Source organism: Pseudarthrobacter albicanus, assembly GCF_018224015.1.
Lineage (GTDB): Bacteria > Actinomycetota > Actinomycetes > Actinomycetales > Micrococcaceae > Arthrobacter > Arthrobacter albicanus.
Window position 1 is genome coordinate 52,244 of sequence record NZ_JAGPOT010000001.1, and the last position, 20,551, is coordinate 72,794.

Here is a 20,551-nt window from a genome sequence, read left to right on the forward strand (position 1 = left end):
CGCTCACAGCGCCCGCTTCCGGGGGCCGGGCACCCGGGCGTCGGACTCCCGCAGGTACAGCGGGGTCGAGTCCAGCAGCGCCTCCCCGGCGTCGAGCCGCGCGAGGGCGAACTGGCCCAGCGAGAGCGCCTCCGGCTGCCGGGAGCTGAATTCGGGAACCGCCTTGACGAGGTCGGCGTAGATCCCGGCCCCGGCACCGTAGACCGGGAGGTCGGGGAGGTCCGCGGCGAATCCGACATGCGGGCCGTCCAGCAGCTGCGGCAACTGGGCGTCGGCGAGGGTGTACCGGGCCCAGTAGACCTCCTTGCGCCGCGCGTCCGTGGCGACGATGAACTCCGGCACAGCATCGGTGGACTCGGCGACTTCGAGGGCGATCGCGTCCAGGCTCATGACGCCGTACAGCGGTTTGTTCCAGACGAAGGCGAGGGTGCGGGCAGTGACGATGCCCGAACGCAGCCCCGTGAAGGGGCCCGGGCCCACCCCGGTGACGATGGCGTCGACGTCGGCGCCGTCCAGGCCGGCCTCGGCCATCAGCTGCTCGATGCCCGGGGCCAGGACTTCGGCGTGGCTGCGGGTGTCCTCGGTGGCGAAGCTGGCCACCACGGACTCCGGGGCGTCATCGGAGACGAGTGCGGCGCTGGCCACGGCCGAGGTGTCGATGGCGAGGATCAGCATCAGGAGTTCCCTTCCGGGATGGCGGGAGGGGTTTCCGGGACGGTAGCCGAAGAGGCCTCCGGGAGGGCCCCGGGCAGGACCGGGGGCTCGGCCCAGCGCGGGCCGAAGCCGCGGATCACCACCGTGCGGGGCTCGTCGTCGTCGGTGTCAAAGTCCAGGACACCGGCGGGCTGGTCCGGCGTGTCCGGGCCGTGCACGGCTGCACCTGCGCCGCTGCCGCCCGGCGGGGCGCCGGCGCCGCCCAGCGGGCGGTACAGGTCCACCTCCAGCCGGCTGTCGCCCAGGTGTTCGACCCTGTTGCGGCCCCATTCGACGACGGTGACGGCGCTGTCCATCGTGTTTTCCAGGTCGATGTCATCGATTTCGGCGGCGGATTCGAGCCGGTACGCGTCCACGTGCACGAGGTCCGGGCCGCCCGGGCGGGGCCCGTCCGGCAGGTTCGGGTGGATGCGGACCAGGACGAAGGTCGGCGAGATGATGCCGGCGCGCACGCCCAGCCCTTCGCCGAGCCCCTGGGTGAAGGTGGTTTTCCCTGCGCCGAGTTCGCCGGTGAGGATCACGAGGTCCCCGGCCGCCAGCTGGGCGCCGAGGGCCGCCGCGAGGGCGTGCGTCTGTTCCGCCGTCCGGACGTCGAGCGTCCGTTCCCAGACCGCCGCGCTCACGGCCTGGCCTGATCGTTGCTGGCGGCCCCGGCGGCGGGCTGCGGCTCTTCGTTGATGTAGCGGCGCGGCACCCGGGGGCTGATCCGCGTCACGATCTCGTAGTTGTTGGTGCCGGCGGCACGGGCCCAGTCCTCCGCCGTCGGGGCGCCGTCCTCGCCGTTGCCGAACAGCACGGCCTCGGCTCCGAGGATGCTCGGCCCGCCGGCGGCCACGTTGCGCGGCCCGAGGTCGATCACCATCTGGTCCATCGCGATCCGGCCGACCACCGGGTACGTCACGCCCTCCACCCGGACCGGTCCGCCGGTGGCCACGCGCGGAACCCCGTCGGCGTAGCCCAGCGGGATCAGCCCCAGGGTGCTGGCGCCGCCGGTGCGGTAGTTCAGTCCATAGGAGACGCCCTGGCCGGCAGGCACGTCCTTGCAGTGCGAGACGAGGGTGCGGACCGTCATGGCCGGCCGCAGGCCCAGCTCGGCGGAGCTTTGCCCTTCGAAGGGGGACAGCCCGTAGATGCCCAGGCCCACGCGGACCAGGTCGAAGTGCGTGTCGGGGCGGGACAGGGTGGCCGGGGTGTTGGCGAGGTGGCGCACCTCGGGGTCGACGCCGGCGTCCCTGGCGATGGCGAGGACCTCGCGGAAGGCCGCGAGCTGGTCGTCGGTTTCGGGCCGCTCGGGTTCGTCGGCGACGGCCAGGTGCGAGAAGATGCCCACCACCCGCAGCAGTCCCTGGTCCTGGTACTCGACCGCCTCGCCCACGAGGGCGTCCCACGCCTCCGGGGTGGCGCCGTTGCGGCCCAGGCCGGTGTCCGCCTTCAGATGGATGCGGGCAGGCCGTTCCTGCTCCCGGGCCGCCGCCACGATCCGCTCCAGTTCCCAGCCCGAGCAGCCGATGTCGATGCCGGCGGCCACGGCGGCGCCGAAGTTGCTCTCCGGCGTGTGCAGCCAGGCCAGCAGTGGTGCCTCGATGCCGGCCGCGCGCAGCGCCAGCGCCTCGGAAATGTGGGCCACGCCCAGCCAGGCGGCACCGGCGCTGAGGGCGGCCCGGGCCACGGGAACGGCGCCGTGGCCGTACGCGTCGGCCTTGACGACTGCCATGACCTTGGCGGGCGACGCCACCGCCGCCAGCCGGCGCACGTTGTGCCGGATGGCCTCGAGGTCGATTACTGCCGAGCGCTCCTCGGGATGGGCCGGCGCTGCCGCCGTAGGGGTCTGGATATCACCTGTTGCTGCTGGGTAAGTCACTTAACGATTCTAGGGGCGGCAGTGGGCGCCTGATAATTCCGGCCCCGATGGCAGCACCGAGCGGGGGACATGCGCATTCCCCGCACCGCGCGCGGGACATGTTCATTGCCCGCACCGGAAACCGGACACAAGGGGATCATGTCCATGCGCCGGCCTGGGCGGAGGGCATGTCCAGCGCACTGGATCCCGGGCGCGGGCCCCTCAGGCGTCGGAAAGGTGCGCGATGGTCGCCGTCGCCCGCCGGAGCGCTTCCGGCGGCACGTCCCGGACGATGTCGGCCAGGAAGTGGTAGCGGCGCAGCCACTGGCTGCCCTGGCGTTCCTTCCGGGCGTTGGCCCGCTGCCACCAGTCGGCGATGTCGCCCCAACCGGGTGCCGCGAGCGAGCCGCCGACTTCCTGCACGGCCAAGGCCGCGCACAGGTTGGCGAAACGGAGCCTGTCCCCGAGCGGCCAGCCGGCCAGGCAGCCCACGATGAAGGCCGCGCCGAAGCAGTCTCCCGCGCCGGTCGGATCGTAGGCGGAGACCGGCAGGGAGGGCACCCATTCCTCCTCGCCGGTTTCGGAATCGACGGCCATGGCGCCCTGGGGGCCCAGCGTCACGACGGCCACCGGCACCTTGTCCGCGAGTGAATACAGCGCCGACCAGGGGTTGTCCCGCCCGGTAAAGGCCATCGCCTCGTGCTGGTTGGGCATGAACGCGTGGAAGTACTGCAGGTTCTCCAGCCGGGCGGAGGACCACGCGCCGGTGGGATCCCAGCCGACGTCGCCGAACAGCCGGACGCCGGCCGCGCGGGCATCCAGGGCCCACGGTTCCATTTCCTCGCCGAGGTCCGCGACGGCCGCGAGCGCCGGCGGCGGGCACCCGATCAGCTGGGTCGAGGTCACCGGCGCCGGATGGCCGTGGGTGACCATGGAGCGGTCCTTCTCGACGCTGAGGGACACCGTGACGGGCGAGTGCCAGCCCGGAATCCGCCGTGACAGGGACAGGTCCACATGTTCCTGCCCGGCCAGGATCTTCCAGTTGTAATCGCCGTAGCCGTCGTCGCCGAACGCGGCGGCCAGTCCGGTCCGCAGCCCGAGCCGGGCCGCGGCGATGGCCTGGTTGGCCACTCCGCCGGGGCAGCTGCCCATCCCCTCGCTCCAGATCTCGGTGCCGGCCCGGGGCGCGTGCGGCAGCCCGGTGAAGATGATGTCCTGGAACACCGTGCCGGACAGGAGCAGGTCGAAACCCTCCGACGCCGGTCCGCGGACGGCGGACAGCGGATCGTAGCGCCGGGTCGGTATCGGGTCCATGTACGGCACACTACGCCGTCCCCGTACCCGTGGAAAGGCGCGGCCCGGGGCCGGTGGACGCCCGTGGGAGCAGCCCCGAAGCGGGACAGTACAGCAGCGGCAAGGAACACGTGCGAATAGACTGTGCGCATGCGGCTCATGATTGCCGGCGGCGGCGGGTTCCGGGTACCGCTGATCTACCGGGCGCTCTCCTCCGGGCCTTTCGCGGGGCTGGTCCGCGAGCTGGTGCTGTACGACGTCGACGCCGGCCGGCTCGCCGCCGTCGACGCGGTCCTGGCCTCGCTCGCCGGGCAGCCCGGGGGCGCATCCTTCCCCGCGGTCCGGACCACCACGTCCCTGCCCGAGGCGCTCGACGGCACGGACATGGTGTTTGCCGCGATCCGCCCGGGCGGCACCGCCGGGCGCACGGCGGACGAGCGGATCGCCCTGGACCTGGGGGTCCTGGGCCAGGAGACCACCGGGGCCGGCGGGATCTCCTACGCCCTGCGGTCCATCCCCCGCATGCTGGAACTCGCGGCCCAGATGCGGCGGCGGTGCCCTGAGGCATGGCTGCTGAACTTCACCAACCCCGCGGGTATCGTCACGGAGGCGCTGCTCCCCGTCCTCGGCCCGAAGGTGGTCGGCATCTGCGATTCCGCCGGCGGCCTGGTGCACCGGGCGGCGCGGGCCGCCGGCGTCGTCCTCCCGCAGGGACAGCTCGAGGGAAAGCTTGAGGGACAGCTCGAGGGAAAGCTCCAGGGGCAGCTCGACGGCGTGGGCTACTACGGGCTGAACCATCTGGGCTGGCTTTACCGGCTGGAGTCCGGCGGCCGGGACGTCCTGCCGGAGCTGCTGGCGGACGCCGCGGCCCTGGCGGGCTTCGAGGAGGGCCGGCTGTTCGGCCCGGAATTCCTCGCCGGGCTTGGCTGCCTGCCCAATGAGTACCTCTATTACTACTACGACACCGCCCGCGCCGTGGCCGCCATCCGCGACGCCGGGCAGACCCGCGGCGAGTCCATCGACGCGCAGCAGTCGGAGCTATATCCCCGGCTGGCGGCCGCGGGGCCTGACGCCTACCGGCTCTGGGAGGCCGCCCGCAGGTCCCGCGAGGAAGGCTACCTGGCCGAGGCCCGGCCGGCCGGCGAGCGCCGGGACGAGACGGACCTGGCCGGCGGCGGCTACGAACGCGTCGCCCTCGCTGTCATGCGGGCCCTCTCCGGGGGCGGCCGGGCCGAGCTGATCCTCAATACGTCCAACACGGTGCCGGGCGCGGGTCCCGGCGCAGTCCCGGCGGTCCCCGGACTGCCCGCGGACTCCGTCGTCGAGGTCCCCTGCAAGGTGACCCCCGACGGCATCGTGCCGCTGCCGCAGGACCGTCCGGCCCCGCCGCAGCTGGCGCTGATGCGGCGGGTCAAGGATGTGGAGCGGCTCGTGGTGGAGGCAGCCGGACCAGCCGCCGGACAGGGCCGGCGGGAGGCGGCCCTCGCGGCCTTCGCCCGGCACCCGCTGGTCGATTCGGAGCTTCTGGCCGGAAAGCTCCTCGCCGGTTACGAGGCCGCGTTCCCGGAGCTTGGGGCGCTCTGGCGCGGCGGCGGCCCGTCCGCGGTACAGGAGTAATGTTTTATCGACATGCAGTCCACGCAGGGAAGGGGGAACAATGTCACTGGTCCGCCGTGTCGCGTTCCTCTCCCTGCACACCTCCCCGATGGAGCAGCCCGGCTCGGGCGACGCCGGGGGCATGAACGTGTACATCCGGGCGCTGGCCGCGGCCCTGGCGGAGACCGGCGTCGAGGTGGAGATCTTCACGCGGTCCACCGCCGCCGGGCAGCCCGCCGTCGAGCATCCCTCCCCGGGCGTGTGCGTCCACAATGTCCTGGCCGGGCCGCCGCGGAAGCTGCCCAAGGAGGAGCTGCCGGAGCTGCTGCACACCATGGTGGCCGAGATCGACCGGATCCGCCAGCTCCAGCCGCACGGCCGCTACGACCTGATCCATTCGCACTACTGGGTGTCCGGGGTCGCGGGCCTGGAGCTGTCGCAGCTGTGGGGGCTGCCGCTCGTGCACACCATGCACACCATGGCCAAGGTCAAGAACCTGCTGCTGGAGTCCGGTGAGCAGCCGGAACCTCGACGGCGCGAGGAGGGCGAGCACCGGATCGTCGACGGCGCCACCCGCCTGGTCGCCAATACGGGGACCGAAGCCGCCGAGCTCGTCTCGCACTACAACGCGGACATCGACCACATCGACGTCGCTCCCCCGGGCGTGGACCTGGCCGTCTTCACGCCCGCGTTCCGCAGCCGGGCACGGGCCGGGCACGGCGTGCCGCCGGGGAAGTTCCATCTGCTCTTCGCCGGCCGGATCCAGCGGCTCAAGGGCCCGCAGGTCCTGGTCAAGGCGGCCGAACTGCTGCGTTCCCGCCGCCCGGACATCGACCTGCAGGTGACCATCCTGGGTGCCATCAGCGGCGCGAAGGACTTCAACCTCAAGTCGCTGATCAGCGCAGCCGGGATGGACGACGTCGCCACCCACCACCCGCCGGTCAGCGCACCAGAGCTGGCCGGCTGGTTCCGCTCGGCCGACGTCGTGGTGATGCCCTCGTACAGCGAATCCTTCGGCCTGGTGGCCCTGGAGGCGCAGGCCTGCGGGACGCCCGTGGTCGCCACCAAGGTGGGCGGGCTCTCCCGCGCCATCTTCGACGGCCGGACCGGGCTGCTGGTGGAAGGACACAAACCCGGCCACTGGGCCGACGCCCTCGAGGCCCTCTACGACGATCCCGCCACCCGGGAGGATATGGGCCGGGCCGCCTCGGTGCACGCCGAGGGGTTCGGCTGGCAACGCACCGCCGCCATCACGCTGGAGAGCTACCACACCGCCCTGAGCCAGCACTTTGGAAGCCTGCACATCCCGGTGGGCCACGCGCCCTGAGCCGGACCCACTGGCCGGCAGCACCGGACCGGTACACCGCCGACGCCACGAACCGAAGGACAACGATGTCTGACACCGCACCCGCTGGAAGCGCCTCGGCAACTGCCCCGGCCACGGCCCTGAGCGATCTGGAGATTGCGCAGCGGGCCACCATCCGGCCGATCGAGGAGGTCGCAGCCGCGGCCGGGATCAACGCCGAGGCGCTCGAGTTCTACGGCCGCTATAAGGCCAAGATCGACCCGGCAAAGCTGAGGGTCCCTGCTTCCGGCGCTGGCCGCGCCCCCGGCAAGGTGGTGCTCGTGTCCGCGATGTCGCCCACGCCCGCGGGTGAAGGCAAGTCCACCACCACGGTGGGTCTGGCGGATTCTTTGGCCCGCGCAGGGCATCGGGTCATGATCGCGCTGCGCGAACCGTCCCTGGGCCCCATCCTGGGCATGAAGGGCGGTGCGGCGGGCGGCGGCTACTCCCAGGTCCTGCCCATGGACGAGATCAACCTGCACTTCACCGGCGACTTCCACGCGATCACCTCGGCCAACAACGCGCTCATGGCCCTCGTGGACAATCACATCTTCCAGGGCAATGAGCTGAACATCGATCCGCGCCGGATGACCTTCAAGCGGGTGCTGGACATGAATGACCGCTCGCTCCGGGAGGTCGTGATCGGGCTGGGCGGGCCTGCGCAGGGCGTGCCGCGGCAGGACAGTTTCGACATCACGGCGGCCTCCGAGATCATGGCCGTCTTCTGCCTGGCCACGGACCTGGACGACCTTCGCGAGCGCCTGGGCCGCATCACCTTCGGCTACAGCTACGACCGCCAACCGGTCACGGTGGCGGATCTGGGCGTCCAGGGCGCGTTGACCATGCTGCTCAAGGACGCCCTCAAGCCGAACCTCGTCCAGACCATCGCGGGGACGCCCGCCCTGGTCCACGGCGGCCCGTTCGCGAACATCGCGCACGGCTGCAACTCCCTCATCGCCACCCGGACCGCGCAGCAACTGGCAGACATCGTCGTCACGGAAGCCGGCTTCGGCGCAGACCTGGGCGCCGAAAAGTACATGGACATCAAGGCGAGGGTGGCCGACGTCGCGCCGTCCGCCGTCGTGCTGGTGGCAACGGTCCGGGCGCTCAAGATGCACGGCGGCGTCGCCAAGGACCGGCTCAAGGAACCCAACGCGGAGGTGCTGGCCGCCGGCGTCGCCAACCTCCAGCGCCACATCCGCAACGTCGGGAAGTTCGGCATCACCCCGGTTGTGGCGATCAACAAGTTCGCTACGGACACCCGGGAGGAGCTGGACTGGCTGCTGGACTGGTGCGCCGCCGAGGGTGTGCCGGCCGCCGTCGCCGATGTCTGGGGCCGCGGCGGTGGCGGCGACGGCGGGGACGAGCTGGCCGCAAAGGTTGCCGCTGCCCTCGACGCCCCGCACACGTTCCGGCACCTGTACCCGCTGGAGCTGTCCGTGGAGGACAAGATCCGCACGATCGTGCAGGAGATATACGGCGCCGACGGCGTGGACTTCTCCGTCCCGGCGCTCAAGCGGCTCGCCGACATCGAGAAAAATGGCTGGTCAGGCCTTCCTGTCTGCATGGCCAAGACGCAGTACTCGTTCAGCGACGACGCCACCCGGCTCGGCGCCCCGAAGGGCTTCACGGTCCACGTCCGGGACCTCATTCCGAAGACCGGGGCCGGTTTCATCGTGGCGCTGACCGGGGCCGTGATGACCATGCCGGGCCTGCCGAAGGAACCGGCCGCGATGCGCATGGACGTCGACCCCGACGGCAATCCCGTCGGCCTCTTCTAGACCCTCCCTCACCTCCGTTGCCCTATCACTTTTGGCTGCCATTCCCCCTTCTTGACGCCCGTAAGTGATAGCGCAACGGGCTTGGGCATGGCTGTGGAGGACTGGTGCCGTCGGATTGTGGACAACTTCTGCGGGAGCGGCGGCGTTAGGGCAACAATGGTGCGCATGCGTCCATCTGCGCCTCTACCGGCCCACCTTTCCGCCGCCCCGTTCACTGTCCAGGAGGCGAGGGCTGCCAGTCTGAGCAGCGGCCGGCTCCGTTCCTCCGACCTCGTCTCAGCCGGCCGGTTGGTGTATCTGCCCGCCGGCTGGGAGTTTGAAATCCGCAGCCTGGCGAGGGCACTCTCGGCGGCAACACCGGGCGCATGGATCTCGCACGTGACCGCCGCAATACTGCTTGGGCTGTGGCTTCCGTCCTGGTTCCGTGGCTGCCGGGAACTCCATCTCAGTAAGCCCAGGGCGCTGCCCCCGGTCCGGCGCGAGGGTGTGGTCGGGCATACCGTGCTTGCTTTCGAGGACGAGGTCATGGTGCTGGACGGCACCCGCATTTCAACCCCGGCCCGGACCTGGCTTGACCTTGCCCGCGTCCTGCCACTTGAAGATCTCGTAGCGGTCGGCGACCAGCTGGTCCGTCGCCCCCATCCGGGCCTCGAGGACCGCTCGGAGCCGTGGGCAACACTTCCCCAGCTGCACGAAATGCTGAGGCGCCACCCGAAACTCAAAGGAGTCGTGAAGGCGCGCCAGGCGACGGAACTGATCCGTCCCGGCGCCGACTCCGCGCCGGAGACTTTCCTGCGCCTGGCCCTGACATCTGCCGGACTCCCGGAACCCGAACTGCAGCTGCGGATTGTCCAGGGTGACCCGTATTCACCTGCCGCGGACCTCGGCTATCGTGAGCATCGGGTTGCCATCCAGTACGACGGCGGCCACCACCTCACGCGCGAACAGCAGTCCCGCGACAACCGCCGCGACGAATCGTTCAACTCTGCGGGCTGGCGGTATTTCAAGTTCAACGCAGACGATCTGGCCGATGACTTCCGGGGTGCCGTCCGCAGAGTCCGCCGCGCCCTTCGTCCCTGTTAAACGCCGGTTGCCCTATCACTTGCAGCAGCCAAACCAGGCGTTTGGGGACCACAAGTGATAGGGCAACCGGGGGAAACGGGGTGAAAAAAGGGGGTTAGCGCTCGAGGTCGCCGCGGATGAAGGCCTCGACCTTTTCACGGGCGAGGTCGTCGTTGAACTGCTCCGGCGGGGACTTCATGAAGTAGCTCGACGCCGAGAGCAGCGGGCCGCCGATGCCGCGGTCCAGGCCGATCTTGGCGGCGCGGATGGCGTCGATGATCACGCCGGCGGAGTTGGGCGAGTCCCAGACCTCGAGCTTGTATTCCAGCGATACCGGGGCGTCGCCGAAGTTGCGGCCCTCGAGGCGCACGAAGGCCCACTTGCGGTCGTCCAGCCACTGCACGTAGTCGGACGGGCCGATGTGGACGTCGCGCGGCGCGATGTCGGCCTCGACGTTGGAGGTGACGGCCTGGGTCTTGGAGATCTTCTTGGACTCGAGGCGGTCGCGTTCCAGCATGTTCTTGAAGTCCATGTTGCCGCCGACGTTGAGCTGGTAGGTGCGGTCCAGCGTGACGCCGCGGTCTTCGAAGAGCTTGGCCATGACCCGGTGCGTGATGGTGGCACCGATCTGGCTCTTGATGTCATCGCCCACGATCGGCACGCCGGCGGCGGTGAACTTGTCCGCCCACGCCTTGGTCCCGGCGATGAAGACCGGCAGCGCGTTGACGAAGCCCACGCCGGCGTCGATGGCGCACTGGGCGTAGAACTCGGCGGCTTCCTGGGATCCGACCGGCAGGTAGCAGACCATGACGTCGACCTTGGCGTCCTTGAGGACCTGGACGACGTCCACGGGCTCCTCGGCGGACTGCTCGATGGTCTCGAGGTAGTACTTGCCGAGCCCGTCGAGGGTCGGCCCGCGCTGGACGGTGACGCCGGTCGGCGGGACGTCGGCGATCTTGATGGTGTTGTTCTCGCTCGCCAGGATGGCCTCGGACAGGTCCAGGCCCACCTTCTTGCCGTCGACGTCGAAAGCGGCAACAAAGTCAACGTCGTTGACGTGGTACTTGCCGAACTCCACGTGCATCAGACCCGGGATCGTGGCCTGGGGGTCGGCATCCCGGTAGTACTGGACGCCCTGGACCAGCGAAGTGGCACAGTTACCTACGCCAACGATTGCAACACGAATCGGATTTGAAGACACGGAACTCCTTTAGGAACAAACTTCACGCACCCGGTGGGGACGCACTCTGATGTGCGACGGCGGCAGACGGGCACGGGGCCATACGGCACCCTAGCATTGTAGTCAACGCCGCGGCGGCCGCGCTTGTTCCCGTCCTCCGCCGGCTTTTCTGTTACGTTAGCGGGTCCGGCTCTTTCTGGGCCCACAGGTTGATGTCCGACTCGACGGCGAACTCGTCAATCGAGGTGAGCTCCGCTGCCGAGAAGTCGAGCCGTTTGACGGCGGCGAGCGTGTCCTCAAGCTGCCCGACGGTGGAGGCGCCGACGAGGGCGGACGTGACGGAGGAGCCCCTGGACTGCCCGCGGAGGATCCAGGCGATGGCCAGCTGGGCCAGCGACTGGCCGCGGCCTTCGGCGATCCGGTGGAGCCCCCGGACACGGTCCAGCCTGTCCTCGGTGATGGTGGATCCGGCCAGGGATTTCGCCTGGGCGGCGCGGGAGCCGGCCGGAATGCCCTGGAGGTAGCGGTCGGTGAGCAGGCCCTGCGCCAGCGGGGAGAACGCGATGGAGCCCGCGCCCACCTGCTCCAGTGCCTCATAGAGGTTGGGTGTGCCGTTTTCGGTCCAGCGGTTCAGCATGGAGTAGCTGGGCTGGTGGATCAGCAGCGGGGTGCCCAGGTCCTTCAGGATCCGGGCCGCTTCCAGGGTCTGCTCCGGGGTGTAGGAGGAGATGCCGGCGTACAGGGCCCTGCCGGAGCGGACGGCCGAATCCAGGGCGCCCATGGTCTCCTCCATCGGCGTCTCCGGGTCGGGGCGGTGGCTGTAGAAAATATCCACGTAGTCCAGGCCCATCCGTTCCAATGACTGGTCGAGGCTCGCGAGCAGGTACTTGCGGGACCCCCATTCCCCGTACGGGCCCGGCCACATGTTGTACCCGGCCTTGGTGGAGATGATGAGCTCGTCCCGGTAGGGCCCGAAATCGTCCCGCAGGTGTCGGCCGAAGTTGGTCTCGGCGGACCCTGCCGGGGGGCCGTAGTTGTTGGCGAGGTCGAAGTGGTTGACGCCGAGGTCGAAGGCGCGGCGCAGGATGGCCCGCTGGACCTCGAAGGGTTTGTCATCGCCGAAGTTGTGCCACAGGCCCAGGGAGATGGCCGGGAGTTTCAGGCCGCTGCGTCCCACCCGCCTGTAGGGCATGGAGTCGTAGCGGGTGTCTGCTGCGGAATAAACCAAGGGTACTATCCTGTCGTAGAGGGTTACGGGGTGAGAATTGCGGCGCTGTGGCCCGGAAGGTCCAGCCGGCCGGACGGCCCGCCGGACAGCCCTGCCGGGTCAAGCCGGACGCCGTCGTCGGTGGCCAGCGCGAGCCGTGCCCCGGCGACGGCAACCCGGCGCGGTTCGGCGGAAAAGTTCATCGCCACCTGGACGGCGCCGCGCCGCAGCAGGAGCCAGCGGTCCTCCTCGCTGAAGTCCACCTCGGTGCCGTCGAAGCCGGGTCCGGCGAGCTCCGGCGTCGCACGGCGCAGCGCGATGAGTGCCCGGTAGAGCTCCAGGAGCCGGGCGTGGTCGCCGTCGGCGGCTTCCGACCAGTCCAGCTTGGAGCGGGTGAAGGTGTCCGGGTCCTGCGGGTCGGGCACGACGGCGGGATCCCAGCCCATCCGCTCGAACTCCCTGATCCGGCCCTCCGCGGTGGCCTTGCCCAGCTCCGGCTCAGGGTGCGAGGTGAAGAACTGCCAGGGCGTGGTGGCGCCGTACTCCTCGCCCATGAACAGCATGGGCGTGAACGGGGACGTCAGGGTGGCGACGGCGGCGAGCGCCAGCGGCCCGTAGCCCAGCGACGCGGACAGCCGGTCCCCGGTGGCGCGGTTGCCGATCTGGTCGTGGTTCTGGCTGCAGACCACGAGGGCGGCGGGGTGGACCAGGGCGGTGTCGATCGGCCGGCCGTGGTGCCGTCCGCGGAAGCTCGAGTAGCTGCCGTCGTGGAAGAAGCCCCTGGCCAGGACCTTGGCGAGGGCCCCCAGCGAGCCGAAGTCGGCGTAATAGCCGGTGGTCTCGCCGGTGACGTTGACGTGGACGGCGTGGTGGAAGTCGTCGCTCCACTGCCCGGTGAGGCCGTCGCCGTTGACGCCGCGCGGGTAGAGCAGGCGGGGGTTGTTCAGGTCGGATTCGGCAATCATGGCGGCCGGGCGCCCTCTTTCCGCGGCGACGGCGTCGGCGAGGGCCCCGAATTCCTCGAGCAGGTGGACCGCCCGCTCGTCCTTGAAGGCGTGTACGGCGTCCAGGCGCAGGCCGTCCACGTGGTAGTCGCGCAGCCACATGGCGGCGTTGGCCAGGATGTAGCGGCGCACCTCGTCCGAGCCCGGGCCGTCCAGGTTGACCGATTCCCCCCAGGTGTTGCCCTCGCCGGACTTGAGGTACGGCCCGAAGCGGGGCAGGTAGTTCCCGCTGGGACCCAGATGGTTGTAGACCACGTCCTGGATGACGCCCAGGCCGGCGGCGTGCGCGGCGTCCACGAAGCGCTGGTAGGCGGCGGGGCCGCCGTAGCCTTCGTGCACCGTGTACCAGGCGACGCCGTCGTAGCCCCAGTTGTGGGTGCCGTTGAAGCCGTTGACCGGCAGCAGCTCGACGAAATCGACGCCGAGCCCGGCCAGGTAGCCCAGCTTCCCGATGGCCGCGTCCAGGGTCCCTTCGGGGGTGAAGGTGCCCAGGTGCAGCTCGTAGATCACGGCGCCCTGAAGCTCCCGTCCCGCCCACTGCCCGTCCGCCCACTGGTGGCTGCCGGCGTCGAACGTCCGCGAGAGGGCGTGCACGCCCGCGGGCTGGCGCCGGGACCGCGGGTCCGGCAGTGGCGTCGGGTCCTGGTCGAGTAGGTAGCCGTAGTCCACCTCGCCCGCGGCCGGGGCGCCGGCGGCGGTCCACCAGCCGGCTCCGTCGCAGCCGCCGCGCAACCCGCTGGCGCGGCTCATCGGGTACTTATGTCCGTCGGCGAGGAGGGTCACTGCCTCGGCGTCCGGCGCCCAGAGATCGAAGCGTCCGGTTCCGTGTACTGGCAAGGTCATGGCATTTTTCCGTTCCCCATGTCGGTTGTTCAAGGAGTCCCTAGGCCGTGGGTACCAGCAGGGCGACCGGGTAGGTCGCCAAAATCTGCCCGACTTCGACCTCGCCGGGGCCAAAGGAGCGGCCCGTCAGCTCGTCCGTCATCGCGGCACCAAGAACGACGGCGGTGCCCTGCCAGCCGCCCTTCTGCTCGAGTCCGCGGGGCAGCCGGGTGGCGAGCGTGAGGGCTCCCGCCGAGTTGCCGCCCCGGTTGAAGGCCAGCAGGTGCCCTGCCGCGGCGCCCGTGGCGTGCACCGGGGAGTAGCCGGTGAACAGCTCCGGCCGGTCCCGGCGCAGGCGCAGCGCCCGCGAGGTCACCAGCAGCTTGGCCGTTTCGTCGAGGAACGACGCCGGCCGGGCGCCGGCGTCGAGCGCGGCGAGGGCCTCGCGGCGCGCGCCGAAGTCGACCGGCCTGCGGTTGTCCGGATCGGTCAGCGAACGGTCCCAGAATTCGGTGCCCTGGTAGACGTCCGGAACGCCGGGCATGGTCAGCTGCACCAGCTTGGCCGCCAGCGCGTTGGAGGCGCCATAGGGTTCCAGCAGGCCCGCGAGGGCCTCCAGTTCCGCGCGCACCCCGGCGTTGTCGAAGGCGGCGTCGACGGCGGCCGCCAGGGCCTGCTCGAAGGCCGGGTCGGGGTCCATCCAGTTGGTCGAGTTGCCGGCCTCGCGGGCGGCCTTCCGGGCGTAGGACTGCAGCCGTTCCCGGTCCGCGGGCCAGACGCCGGCAACAGCCTGCCACAGCAGGTTCGCCAGCGGCCCGTCGGGCAGCGGTGCCAGCCGCCGAAGCCGGCCCAGCGAGGCCTTCCACTCCGGCGCCAGCTCCGCGAGCACCGAGATCCGCGCCCGGGTGTCCTCGCTGCGTTTCGTGTCGTGGGTGCTGAGCGTGGTCATGGACAGCGGGAGCGCGGCCGCCCGGCGCGCCATCCGGGCGTGGAACCCCTCCGGGGTGAGCGCGAATTCGGTGGGATCGGCGCCGACTTCGGTCAGCGTGCCGAGGCGGGTGTAGCGGAAGAACGCGGTGTCCTCCACCCCCTTGGCCATGACCATGCCGGAGGTCTGCTGGAAGCGGCGCCCCAGCTCCGCCTCGGCCCCGGGACCAGCATTGAGCAGGAGCGGCAGCAGCAGCCCCACGGCCGGTCCGAGCTCGGGCCGGCGGCGGACGGCGAGTTCGCAGGCCTCCTTGAGGACCTCTTCGCCTTCCGGCAGGTAGCTGCGGTAGACCGGGAACGCGGCAATGATTTCGGCCAGCGCATCGGCGGCCGGTTCACCGCCCAGGCCCGTACCGGCGGGTACCAGGCGGGCCAGCCGGAGCATCTCCGAATGCAGGATCCCGTCCGTGATCCTGCGCTTGGTTCCGCGGATCATCTCCTCGTAGTCGGCGGGCCGGCCCCCGCGGAGTTCGGCGTCGAGCGCATCGAGCGGTGCCTGCCCGGCGGCGTCGACGAAGACCCGGTCCACGTCCGCGAGGGCGTCGTAGCCGGTGGTCCCTTCGCAGTCGAAACCGGCGGGGAGCACCTCCCCCGGTTCGAGGATCTTCTCGATCAGCAGGTAAGCCCCGCCGGTGGCCTCCCGCAGGCGGCGCAGGTAGCCTTCGGGGTCGGCAAGGCCGTCCGGGTGGTCGATCCGCAGCCCGTCGACGAGCCCTTCCCGGAACCAGCGGAGAACCTCGGCGTGGGCTTCGTCGAAGACCTCCGGGAACTCGACCCGGATCCCGGCGAGGGTGTTGACGGCGAAAAACCGGCGGTAGTTCAGCTCGTTGTCGGCCCGCCGCCAGCCGATCAGCTCGTAGTGCTGCCGGTCGTGGACCTCGCGCGGGGTGTCGGCAGTGGAGTCACCTGCAGTGTAGCTGCCGTCGGCCAGCGGGAAGCGGTGGTCGTAGTAGCGCAGCTCCCCGTCCCGGATCTGGAGCGCGTCCAGGTCCGAGTCCTCCCCCAGCACGGGAATCCGGATGCGGCCGCCGCCGAAGTCCCAGTCGACGTCGAACGTCCGGGCGTAGCGGGACTGCCGGCCTTCCTTGAGCAGCGACCACCACCACGGGTTCTGCGCCGGGGTCGCGACGCCGACGTGGTTGGGCACGATGTCCACGAGCACCCCCAGGCCGGCCTCCCGCGCCGCCCGCGACACCGCGGCGAACCCCTCGGCCCCGCCGCGGTCGGGGTCGACGGCGGCGGGGTCGGTGACGTCGTAGCCGTGGTCCGAGCCCCGCTCGGCCGTCAGGACCGGCGAGAGGTAGACCCAGTCCACGCCCAGCGACTTCAGGTACGGCACGATGTCCGCGGCATCGGCGAGGGTGAAGCCGGGCCTGATCTGCAGCCGGTAGGTGGAGACCGGCGTCCTCATGAGTCTTTCTTCTTCGATCTGGCTTTCCTGGCCGCCTTGGGTTCGGGCACGGCCGGTGTCGTCAGCGAGGCGGTTTCAGTCGTGCTGGTCTGCGACAACGCAGCCAGCGAGGCCGCCACCGAGTGGTCGGGCTCCACCTCGGGTGTGCTGTGGGCGCGGAGCACCACCAGGGACTTGGCGTCCACGGACAGGACGCCGCCGGCCTTCACCGGGCTGCTGTCCGCATTCTGGCCTGCGGTGTCGATGATGACATCCCAGGCCGGGGCGTGCTCGTCCGAGGGCAGCGTGAATTTCACTTCGTCATCATGTGCATTGAAGAACAGCACGAAGTTGACGTCGGTGATGCGCCGGCCCCGCTCGTCCCGGCCCCGGATGCCGTCGCCGTTGAGGAAGACGCCAATGGACCGCCCCAGGCCGCTGTCCCAGTCTTCCGGCTTCATGGTGGAGCCGTCCGGGTCCAGCCATTCGATGTCCGGAAGCCGCTCTCCCTCGCCGCGCAGCACGGGCCTGCCGTCAAAGAACCGGCTGCGGCGGAACGTGGGGTGCTTGGCCCGAAGGGCGTTGACGGCGGCCGTGAACTCCACGAGCGGCTGGTCGACGTTGTCCCAGTTGATCCAGGTCAGTTCAGAGTCCTGGCAGTAGCCGTTGTTGTTGCCCTGCTGGGTGCGGCCCAGTTCGTCGCCGTGGAGCAGCATGGGGACGCCCTGGGAGAGCAGCAGCGAGGCGATGAAGTTCCGCTGCTGGCGGGCACGGAGCCCAAGCACCTTGGGGTCCTCCGTGGGGCCCTCGGCGCCGCAGTTCCAGGACCGGTTGTGGGATTCGCCGTCGTTGTTGCCTTCGCCGTTGGCGTCGTTGTGCTTCTCGTTATAGGACACGAGGTCCGCCAGGGTGAAGCCGTCGTGGGCGGTGACGAAGTTGATGGAGGCCACGGGCCTGCGGCCGGAATGCTCGTAAAGGTCCGCGGAACCGGTGATCCGGGAGGCGAATTCGCCCAGGGTGGACGGTTCGCCCCGCCAGAAGTCGCGGACGGTATCGCGGAACTGGCCGTTCCATTCCGTCCACTGCGGCGGGAAGTTGCCCACCTGGTAGCCGCCGGGGCCCACGTCCCAGGGCTCGGCGATGAGCTTGACCTGGGACACGACGGGGTCCTGCTGGATGAGTTCGAAAAAGGTGGACAGCTTGTCCACGTCATAGAATTCCCGGGCCAGGGTGGAGGCGAGGTCGAACCGGAAGCCGTCCACGTGCATCTCGGTCACCCAGTAGCGCAGGGAGTCCATCAGCAGCTGGAGGGAATGGGGCTGCCGGACGTTGAGCGAGTTGCCCGTGCCCGTGTAGTCCATGTAGTGCTTCTCGTCGCCGTCCATCAGGCGGTAGTAGGCGGCGTTGTCGATGCCCTTGAAGGACAGCGTGGGGCCCAGGTGATTGCCTTCGGCGGTGTGGTTGTAGACGACGTCGAGGATCACTTCGATGCCGGCCCGGTGCAGTGACCGGACCATGGCCTTGAAGTCCTGCACCTGCTGGCCGGCGTCGCCGATGGAGCTGTAGCCGTTGTGCGGGGCGAAGAAACCGATGGTGTTGTAGCCCCAGTAGTTGTTGAGGCCCTTGTCCTCCAGGATGCCGTCGTTGACGAACTGGTGCACCGGCATGAGCTCGATGGCGGTGACGCCAAGTTTCTGCAGGTGGGAAATGACGGCGGGGTGCGCCACGCCGGCGTAGGTGCCGCGCTGTTCTTCCGGCACTTCCGGGTGCAGCTGCGTCAGGCCCTTGACGTGCGCCTCGTAGATCACCGATTTGTGGTAGGGGACACGGAGGTTGTGGTCCCCATCCCAGTCGAAGAACGGGTTGATCACCACGCCCATCATCATGTGCGGGGCCGAGTCGGCATCGTTCCGGGAGTCGGGGTCCCCCATGTTGTAGGAGAAGAGTGCCGGATCCCAGTCGATCTGGCCGTGCACGGCCTTCGCGTAGGGGTCGAGGAGGAGTTTGTTGGGGTTGAAACGGTTGCCGGAGGCCGGATCATAGGACCCGTGGACCCGGTAGCCGTATTTCTGCCCGGGCTGGGCCTGCGGAAGGTAGCAGTGCCAGACGTACCCGTCGACCTCCACGACGTCGTACCGGGTTTCCGTTCCCGTCTCGTCGAACAGGCAGAGCTCGACCTTTTCCGCCCGCTCGCTGAACAAGGCGAAGTTTGTGCCAGTGCCGTCAAAAGTGGCTCCCAGCGGGTAAGCCGATCCGGGCCAGACTTCCATGTGTACTCCTCGTGCGTGGCGGTAATCTCTAGACAGACTACTGGTAAGTAGGGTTAGTATTCCTGTTTTGGCGCATCATGGCCCTTGATGACAGCATGCTTACAGCGTGCGGATCACCTCGGGAATGCTGCCGGCGATGGCACCTGCAGTGACCGGGCCGCCCGCGGAGGCCAGGGCCCCGGCACGGCCGTGCAGGCTTGCCGCCATGGCCGCGATCGCCGCCCACCTCGCGTCGGGATCGATGCCGCGGTCGGCGAAGCGCCCGACGTCGGCACCGAGTTGCGCCAGCAGCGCACCGATGACTCCGGCCAGGACGTCGCCGCTGCCGGCCGTGGCGAGCCAGGGGGTGCCCTCGGCCTGGCTGTAGAAGTCCTGGTAGGGGGAGGCCACGAGGGTGGTCGCTCCTTTGAGCAGCACGGTGGCTTCGGTCAGGCCTGCGGCGCGCCGCACAGCGCTGAGCGTGGCGGCTTCCACCGCGGGGCGGTCCAGTTCCACCCCGAGGCGCTTCAGCAGGGCCGCCAGTTCGCCGGCGTGGGGCGTCAGGACCACCTGCGGGGCCAGCACCTCAGGCAGGGCCGGCAGCGCGCCGGCGTCGGCAATCGTCGGCAGGCCCGAGTCTGCGGCGTCGCGGGCGCGCTGCAGCTGCTGCTCATCGGATTCGTCCAGCCCGGAGCCCACGAGCCAGGCCTGGACATGCGCATCGGCCACCGCCCCGGTGCTGCAGACGATCTCGGGGCACCACCGGCGGACGAGGTCGGCGACGTCGGGGGGCCCGAGATAGCGCACCATGCCCACGCCGGCGGCGAGGGCACCCCGGCAGGCCAGCACGGCGGCGCCCGGATAGGCGGCTGAGCCTGCGACCACCCCAAGCACGCCCCGGGAGTACTTGTGCGCCCGGCGCCCGGGGTGCGGCAGCAGGGCGGCGAGGTCCCCGGCCTCCAGCCGCTGCAGGGCCGGCCACGGAAGCCCGGCCTCGATGCCGATGGGGAGCACCTGCACGCGCCCGGCAAAGTCCGCTCCCGGGTCGGCCAGCAGGCCGGCCTTGGCGGCGCCAAAGGTCACTGTCACGTCGGCGGTGAGCACCGGCGCCGGCGATTCCCCGGTGTCCGCGTCCACCCCGCTCGGTATGTCGCAGGCAACCACCAGCCGGGGGCGTGTCCGTTCCAGGGCTGCCATCAGGGCGGCCGCGGGGCCCCGCAGGCCGCCCCGGGCGCCGGTCCCGAGGACGGCATCAATCACGACGTCGGTGCGGGCCGCGGCCGCCGCCTGCTCCGCGCCGTTCCCGGCCGTGAGTGCCACGGCGCGGCCGCCGGCCTTGCGGAACGCGGCCAGCCCGGCAGCGTGGGCGTCCCCGCCGGTGAGCACCGCCGTCGTCCGCATGCCCCGGCCGGCCAGCAGCACGGCGGCGAACAGCCCGTCGCCGCCGTTGTTGCCCTTGCCCGCCAGCACGGTGACGCTGGAGCCGTAGAGCCGCTGCCCGCGGCTGCGCAGCTCGCGGATCACGGTGTTGGCAAGGCCATAGGCGGCCCGCTGCATGAGGACAGCGTCCGCGCCGGCGTCCAGGCTCGCTTGGAGAAGGCGCTTTTCAGCCTCCCGTATCTGGGTTCCGGTGTAGGCGCTGATCATGGTTTTTCCGTCCATTCAGTGCGGTCGCTGGGAAGTCCGGATCTGTTCGGGCGGGTTCGGGCCGGCGCCCCGCGGGCCTTTCTCAGCCTTCGGCGACGACCGTCGCGGTGGCGATCCCGCCGTCGTGGCTCATCGACAGGTGCCAGCGCTTGACGCCCTTGGACTCCGCCACGGCCAGCACGGTGCCCTTGACCTGGACCGTGGGACCGTTCTGGTCCAGCCCGATCCAGCAGTCCTGCCAGTTCATGCCCGCCGGAGCCCCCAGCACCTTGGCCACGGCCTCCTTGGCGGCGAACCGGGCGGCCAGGGACCGGGTGTTCAGGTCACGTTCGGCCGGGACGAACAGCCGGTCGCGCAGCCCGGGGGTGCGCTCCAGCTGCCGGCCGAACCGCTCGATGTCTACGACGTCTACGCCGATGCCAACAATCATGGCG

Annotated in this window: 15 protein-coding genes; 4 read left to right on the top strand and 11 right to left on the bottom strand. The window is 70.2% G+C overall.

Annotated elements, in window-relative coordinates; genetic code table 11:
• Positions 1-3 precede the first annotated feature (3 nt).
• The 4 genes from tsaB to J9611_RS00245 form a co-directional block, all read right to left on the bottom strand.
• A complete protein-coding gene (gene tsaB, locus J9611_RS00230; RefSeq protein WP_211876600.1) occupies positions 4-675 on the bottom strand; it encodes a tRNA (adenosine(37)-N6)-threonylcarbamoyltransferase complex dimerization subunit type 1 TsaB in 672 nt (223 codons plus the stop codon).
• The gene (gene tsaE / locus J9611_RS00235; RefSeq protein ID WP_211876602.1) at positions 675-1,337 is read right to left on the bottom strand and encodes a tRNA (adenosine(37)-N6)-threonylcarbamoyltransferase complex ATPase subunit type 1 TsaE; all 663 of its coding nucleotides are present in this window, start codon (positions 1,335-1,337) and stop codon (positions 675-677) included. The genes tsaB and tsaE overlap by 1 nt, the downstream gene beginning before the upstream one ends.
• Complete coding sequence (gene alr / locus J9611_RS00240; protein ID WP_211876604.1) at positions 1,334-2,575, bottom strand: alanine racemase; 1,242 nt, start codon at positions 2,573-2,575, stop codon at positions 1,334-1,336. Before alr ends, tsaE begins: the two co-directional genes overlap by 4 nt.
• Positions 2,576-2,776: 201 nt before the next feature.
• The gene (locus J9611_RS00245; protein WP_211876606.1) at positions 2,777-3,868 is read right to left on the bottom strand and encodes a carbohydrate kinase family protein; all 1,092 of its coding nucleotides are present in this window, start codon (positions 3,866-3,868) and stop codon (positions 2,777-2,779) included.
• Positions 3,869-3,997: 129 nt separating this feature from the next.
• On the opposite strand from J9611_RS00245, the gene J9611_RS00250 reads away from it, so the two are divergent.
• The 4 genes from J9611_RS00250 (at position 3,998) to J9611_RS00265 (ending at position 9,652) form a co-directional block, all read left to right on the top strand.
• Positions 3,998-5,464, top strand: a complete 1,467-nt coding sequence (locus J9611_RS00250; protein ID WP_211876608.1) for a family 4 glycosyl hydrolase — start codon at positions 3,998-4,000, stop codon at positions 5,462-5,464.
• A gap of 40 nt (positions 5,465-5,504) precedes the next feature.
• Positions 5,505-6,770: a D-inositol-3-phosphate glycosyltransferase gene (gene mshA / locus J9611_RS00255; protein ID WP_211876610.1), complete on the top strand. Its 1,266-nt coding sequence runs from the start codon at positions 5,505-5,507 to the stop codon at positions 6,768-6,770.
• A gap of 65 nt (positions 6,771-6,835) precedes the next feature.
• Positions 6,836-8,569, top strand: a complete 1,734-nt coding sequence (locus J9611_RS00260; RefSeq protein ID WP_211876612.1) for a formate--tetrahydrofolate ligase — start codon at positions 6,836-6,838, stop codon at positions 8,567-8,569.
• A 165-nt stretch (positions 8,570-8,734) separates the two neighbouring features.
• Complete coding sequence (locus J9611_RS00265; RefSeq protein ID WP_211876614.1) at positions 8,735-9,652, top strand: DUF559 domain-containing protein; 918 nt, start codon at positions 8,735-8,737, stop codon at positions 9,650-9,652.
• Positions 9,653-9,746: 94 nt separating this feature from the next.
• Here the strand turns inward: J9611_RS00265 and J9611_RS00270 are convergent, their stop codons facing one another.
• From J9611_RS00270 to J9611_RS00300, 7 genes are all read right to left on the bottom strand, one after another.
• Complete coding sequence (locus J9611_RS00270; RefSeq protein WP_211876616.1) at positions 9,747-10,832, bottom strand: inositol-3-phosphate synthase; 1,086 nt, start codon at positions 10,830-10,832, stop codon at positions 9,747-9,749.
• Positions 10,833-10,983: 151 nt separating this feature from the next.
• On the bottom strand, positions 10,984-12,039 hold the full coding sequence (gene mgrA, locus J9611_RS00275) for an L-glyceraldehyde 3-phosphate reductase (protein ID WP_211876618.1): 1,056 nt from the start codon (positions 12,037-12,039) through the stop codon (positions 10,984-10,986).
• A gap of 23 nt (positions 12,040-12,062) precedes the next feature.
• Positions 12,063-13,865, bottom strand: a complete 1,803-nt coding sequence (gene treZ / locus J9611_RS00280; RefSeq protein WP_211876620.1) for a malto-oligosyltrehalose trehalohydrolase — start codon at positions 13,863-13,865, stop codon at positions 12,063-12,065.
• A 40-nt stretch (positions 13,866-13,905) separates the two neighbouring features.
• Complete coding sequence (gene treY, locus J9611_RS00285; RefSeq protein WP_211876621.1) at positions 13,906-16,242, bottom strand: malto-oligosyltrehalose synthase; 2,337 nt, start codon at positions 16,240-16,242, stop codon at positions 13,906-13,908.
• A complete protein-coding gene (gene glgX, locus J9611_RS00290) occupies positions 16,239-18,491 on the bottom strand; it encodes a glycogen debranching protein GlgX (protein ID WP_211876622.1) in 2,253 nt (750 codons plus the stop codon). The genes treY and glgX overlap by 4 nt, the downstream gene beginning before the upstream one ends.
• A 99-nt stretch (positions 18,492-18,590) precedes the next feature.
• Positions 18,591-20,132 (bottom strand): NAD(P)H-hydrate epimerase, encoded by a 1,542-nt coding sequence (locus J9611_RS00295; protein ID WP_246527166.1) that lies wholly within the window; start codon positions 20,130-20,132, stop codon positions 18,591-18,593.
• 67 nt (positions 20,133-20,199) lie between these two features.
• Positions 20,200-20,547: a holo-ACP synthase gene (locus J9611_RS00300; protein ID WP_211876623.1), complete on the bottom strand. Its 348-nt coding sequence runs from the start codon at positions 20,545-20,547 to the stop codon at positions 20,200-20,202.
• Positions 20,548-20,551 lie beyond the last annotated feature (4 nt).

Bases quoted from the DNA above. Each gene is read 5' to 3' on its own strand.
- tsaB (WP_211876600.1), bottom strand. From the start codon at position 675: ATGCTGATCCTCGCCATCGACACCTCGGCCGTGGCCAGCGCCGCACTC.
- J9611_RS00245 (WP_211876606.1), bottom strand. From the start codon at position 3,868: ATGGACCCGATACCGACCCGGCGCTACGATCCGCTGTCCGCCGTCCGC.
- J9611_RS00250 (WP_211876608.1), top strand. From the start codon at position 3,998: ATGCGGCTCATGATTGCCGGCGGCGGCGGGTTCCGGGTACCGCTGATC.
- mshA (WP_211876610.1), top strand. From the start codon at position 5,505: ATGTCACTGGTCCGCCGTGTCGCGTTCCTCTCCCTGCACACCTCCCCG.
- J9611_RS00260 (WP_211876612.1), top strand. From the start codon at position 6,836: ATGTCTGACACCGCACCCGCTGGAAGCGCCTCGGCAACTGCCCCGGCC.
- J9611_RS00265 (WP_211876614.1), top strand. From the start codon at position 8,735: ATGCGTCCATCTGCGCCTCTACCGGCCCACCTTTCCGCCGCCCCGTTC.
- treZ (WP_211876620.1), bottom strand. From the start codon at position 13,865: ATGACCTTGCCAGTACACGGAACCGGACGCTTCGATCTCTGGGCGCCG.
- treY (WP_211876621.1), bottom strand. From the start codon at position 16,242: ATGAGGACGCCGGTCTCCACCTACCGGCTGCAGATCAGGCCCGGCTTC.
- glgX (WP_211876622.1), bottom strand. From the start codon at position 18,491: ATGGAAGTCTGGCCCGGATCGGCTTACCCGCTGGGAGCCACTTTTGAC.
- J9611_RS00295 (WP_246527166.1), bottom strand. From the start codon at position 20,132: ATGGACGGAAAAACCATGATCAGCGCCTACACCGGAACCCAGATACGG.
- J9611_RS00300 (WP_211876623.1), bottom strand. From the start codon at position 20,547: ATGATTGTTGGCATCGGCGTAGACGTCGTAGACATCGAGCGGTTCGGC.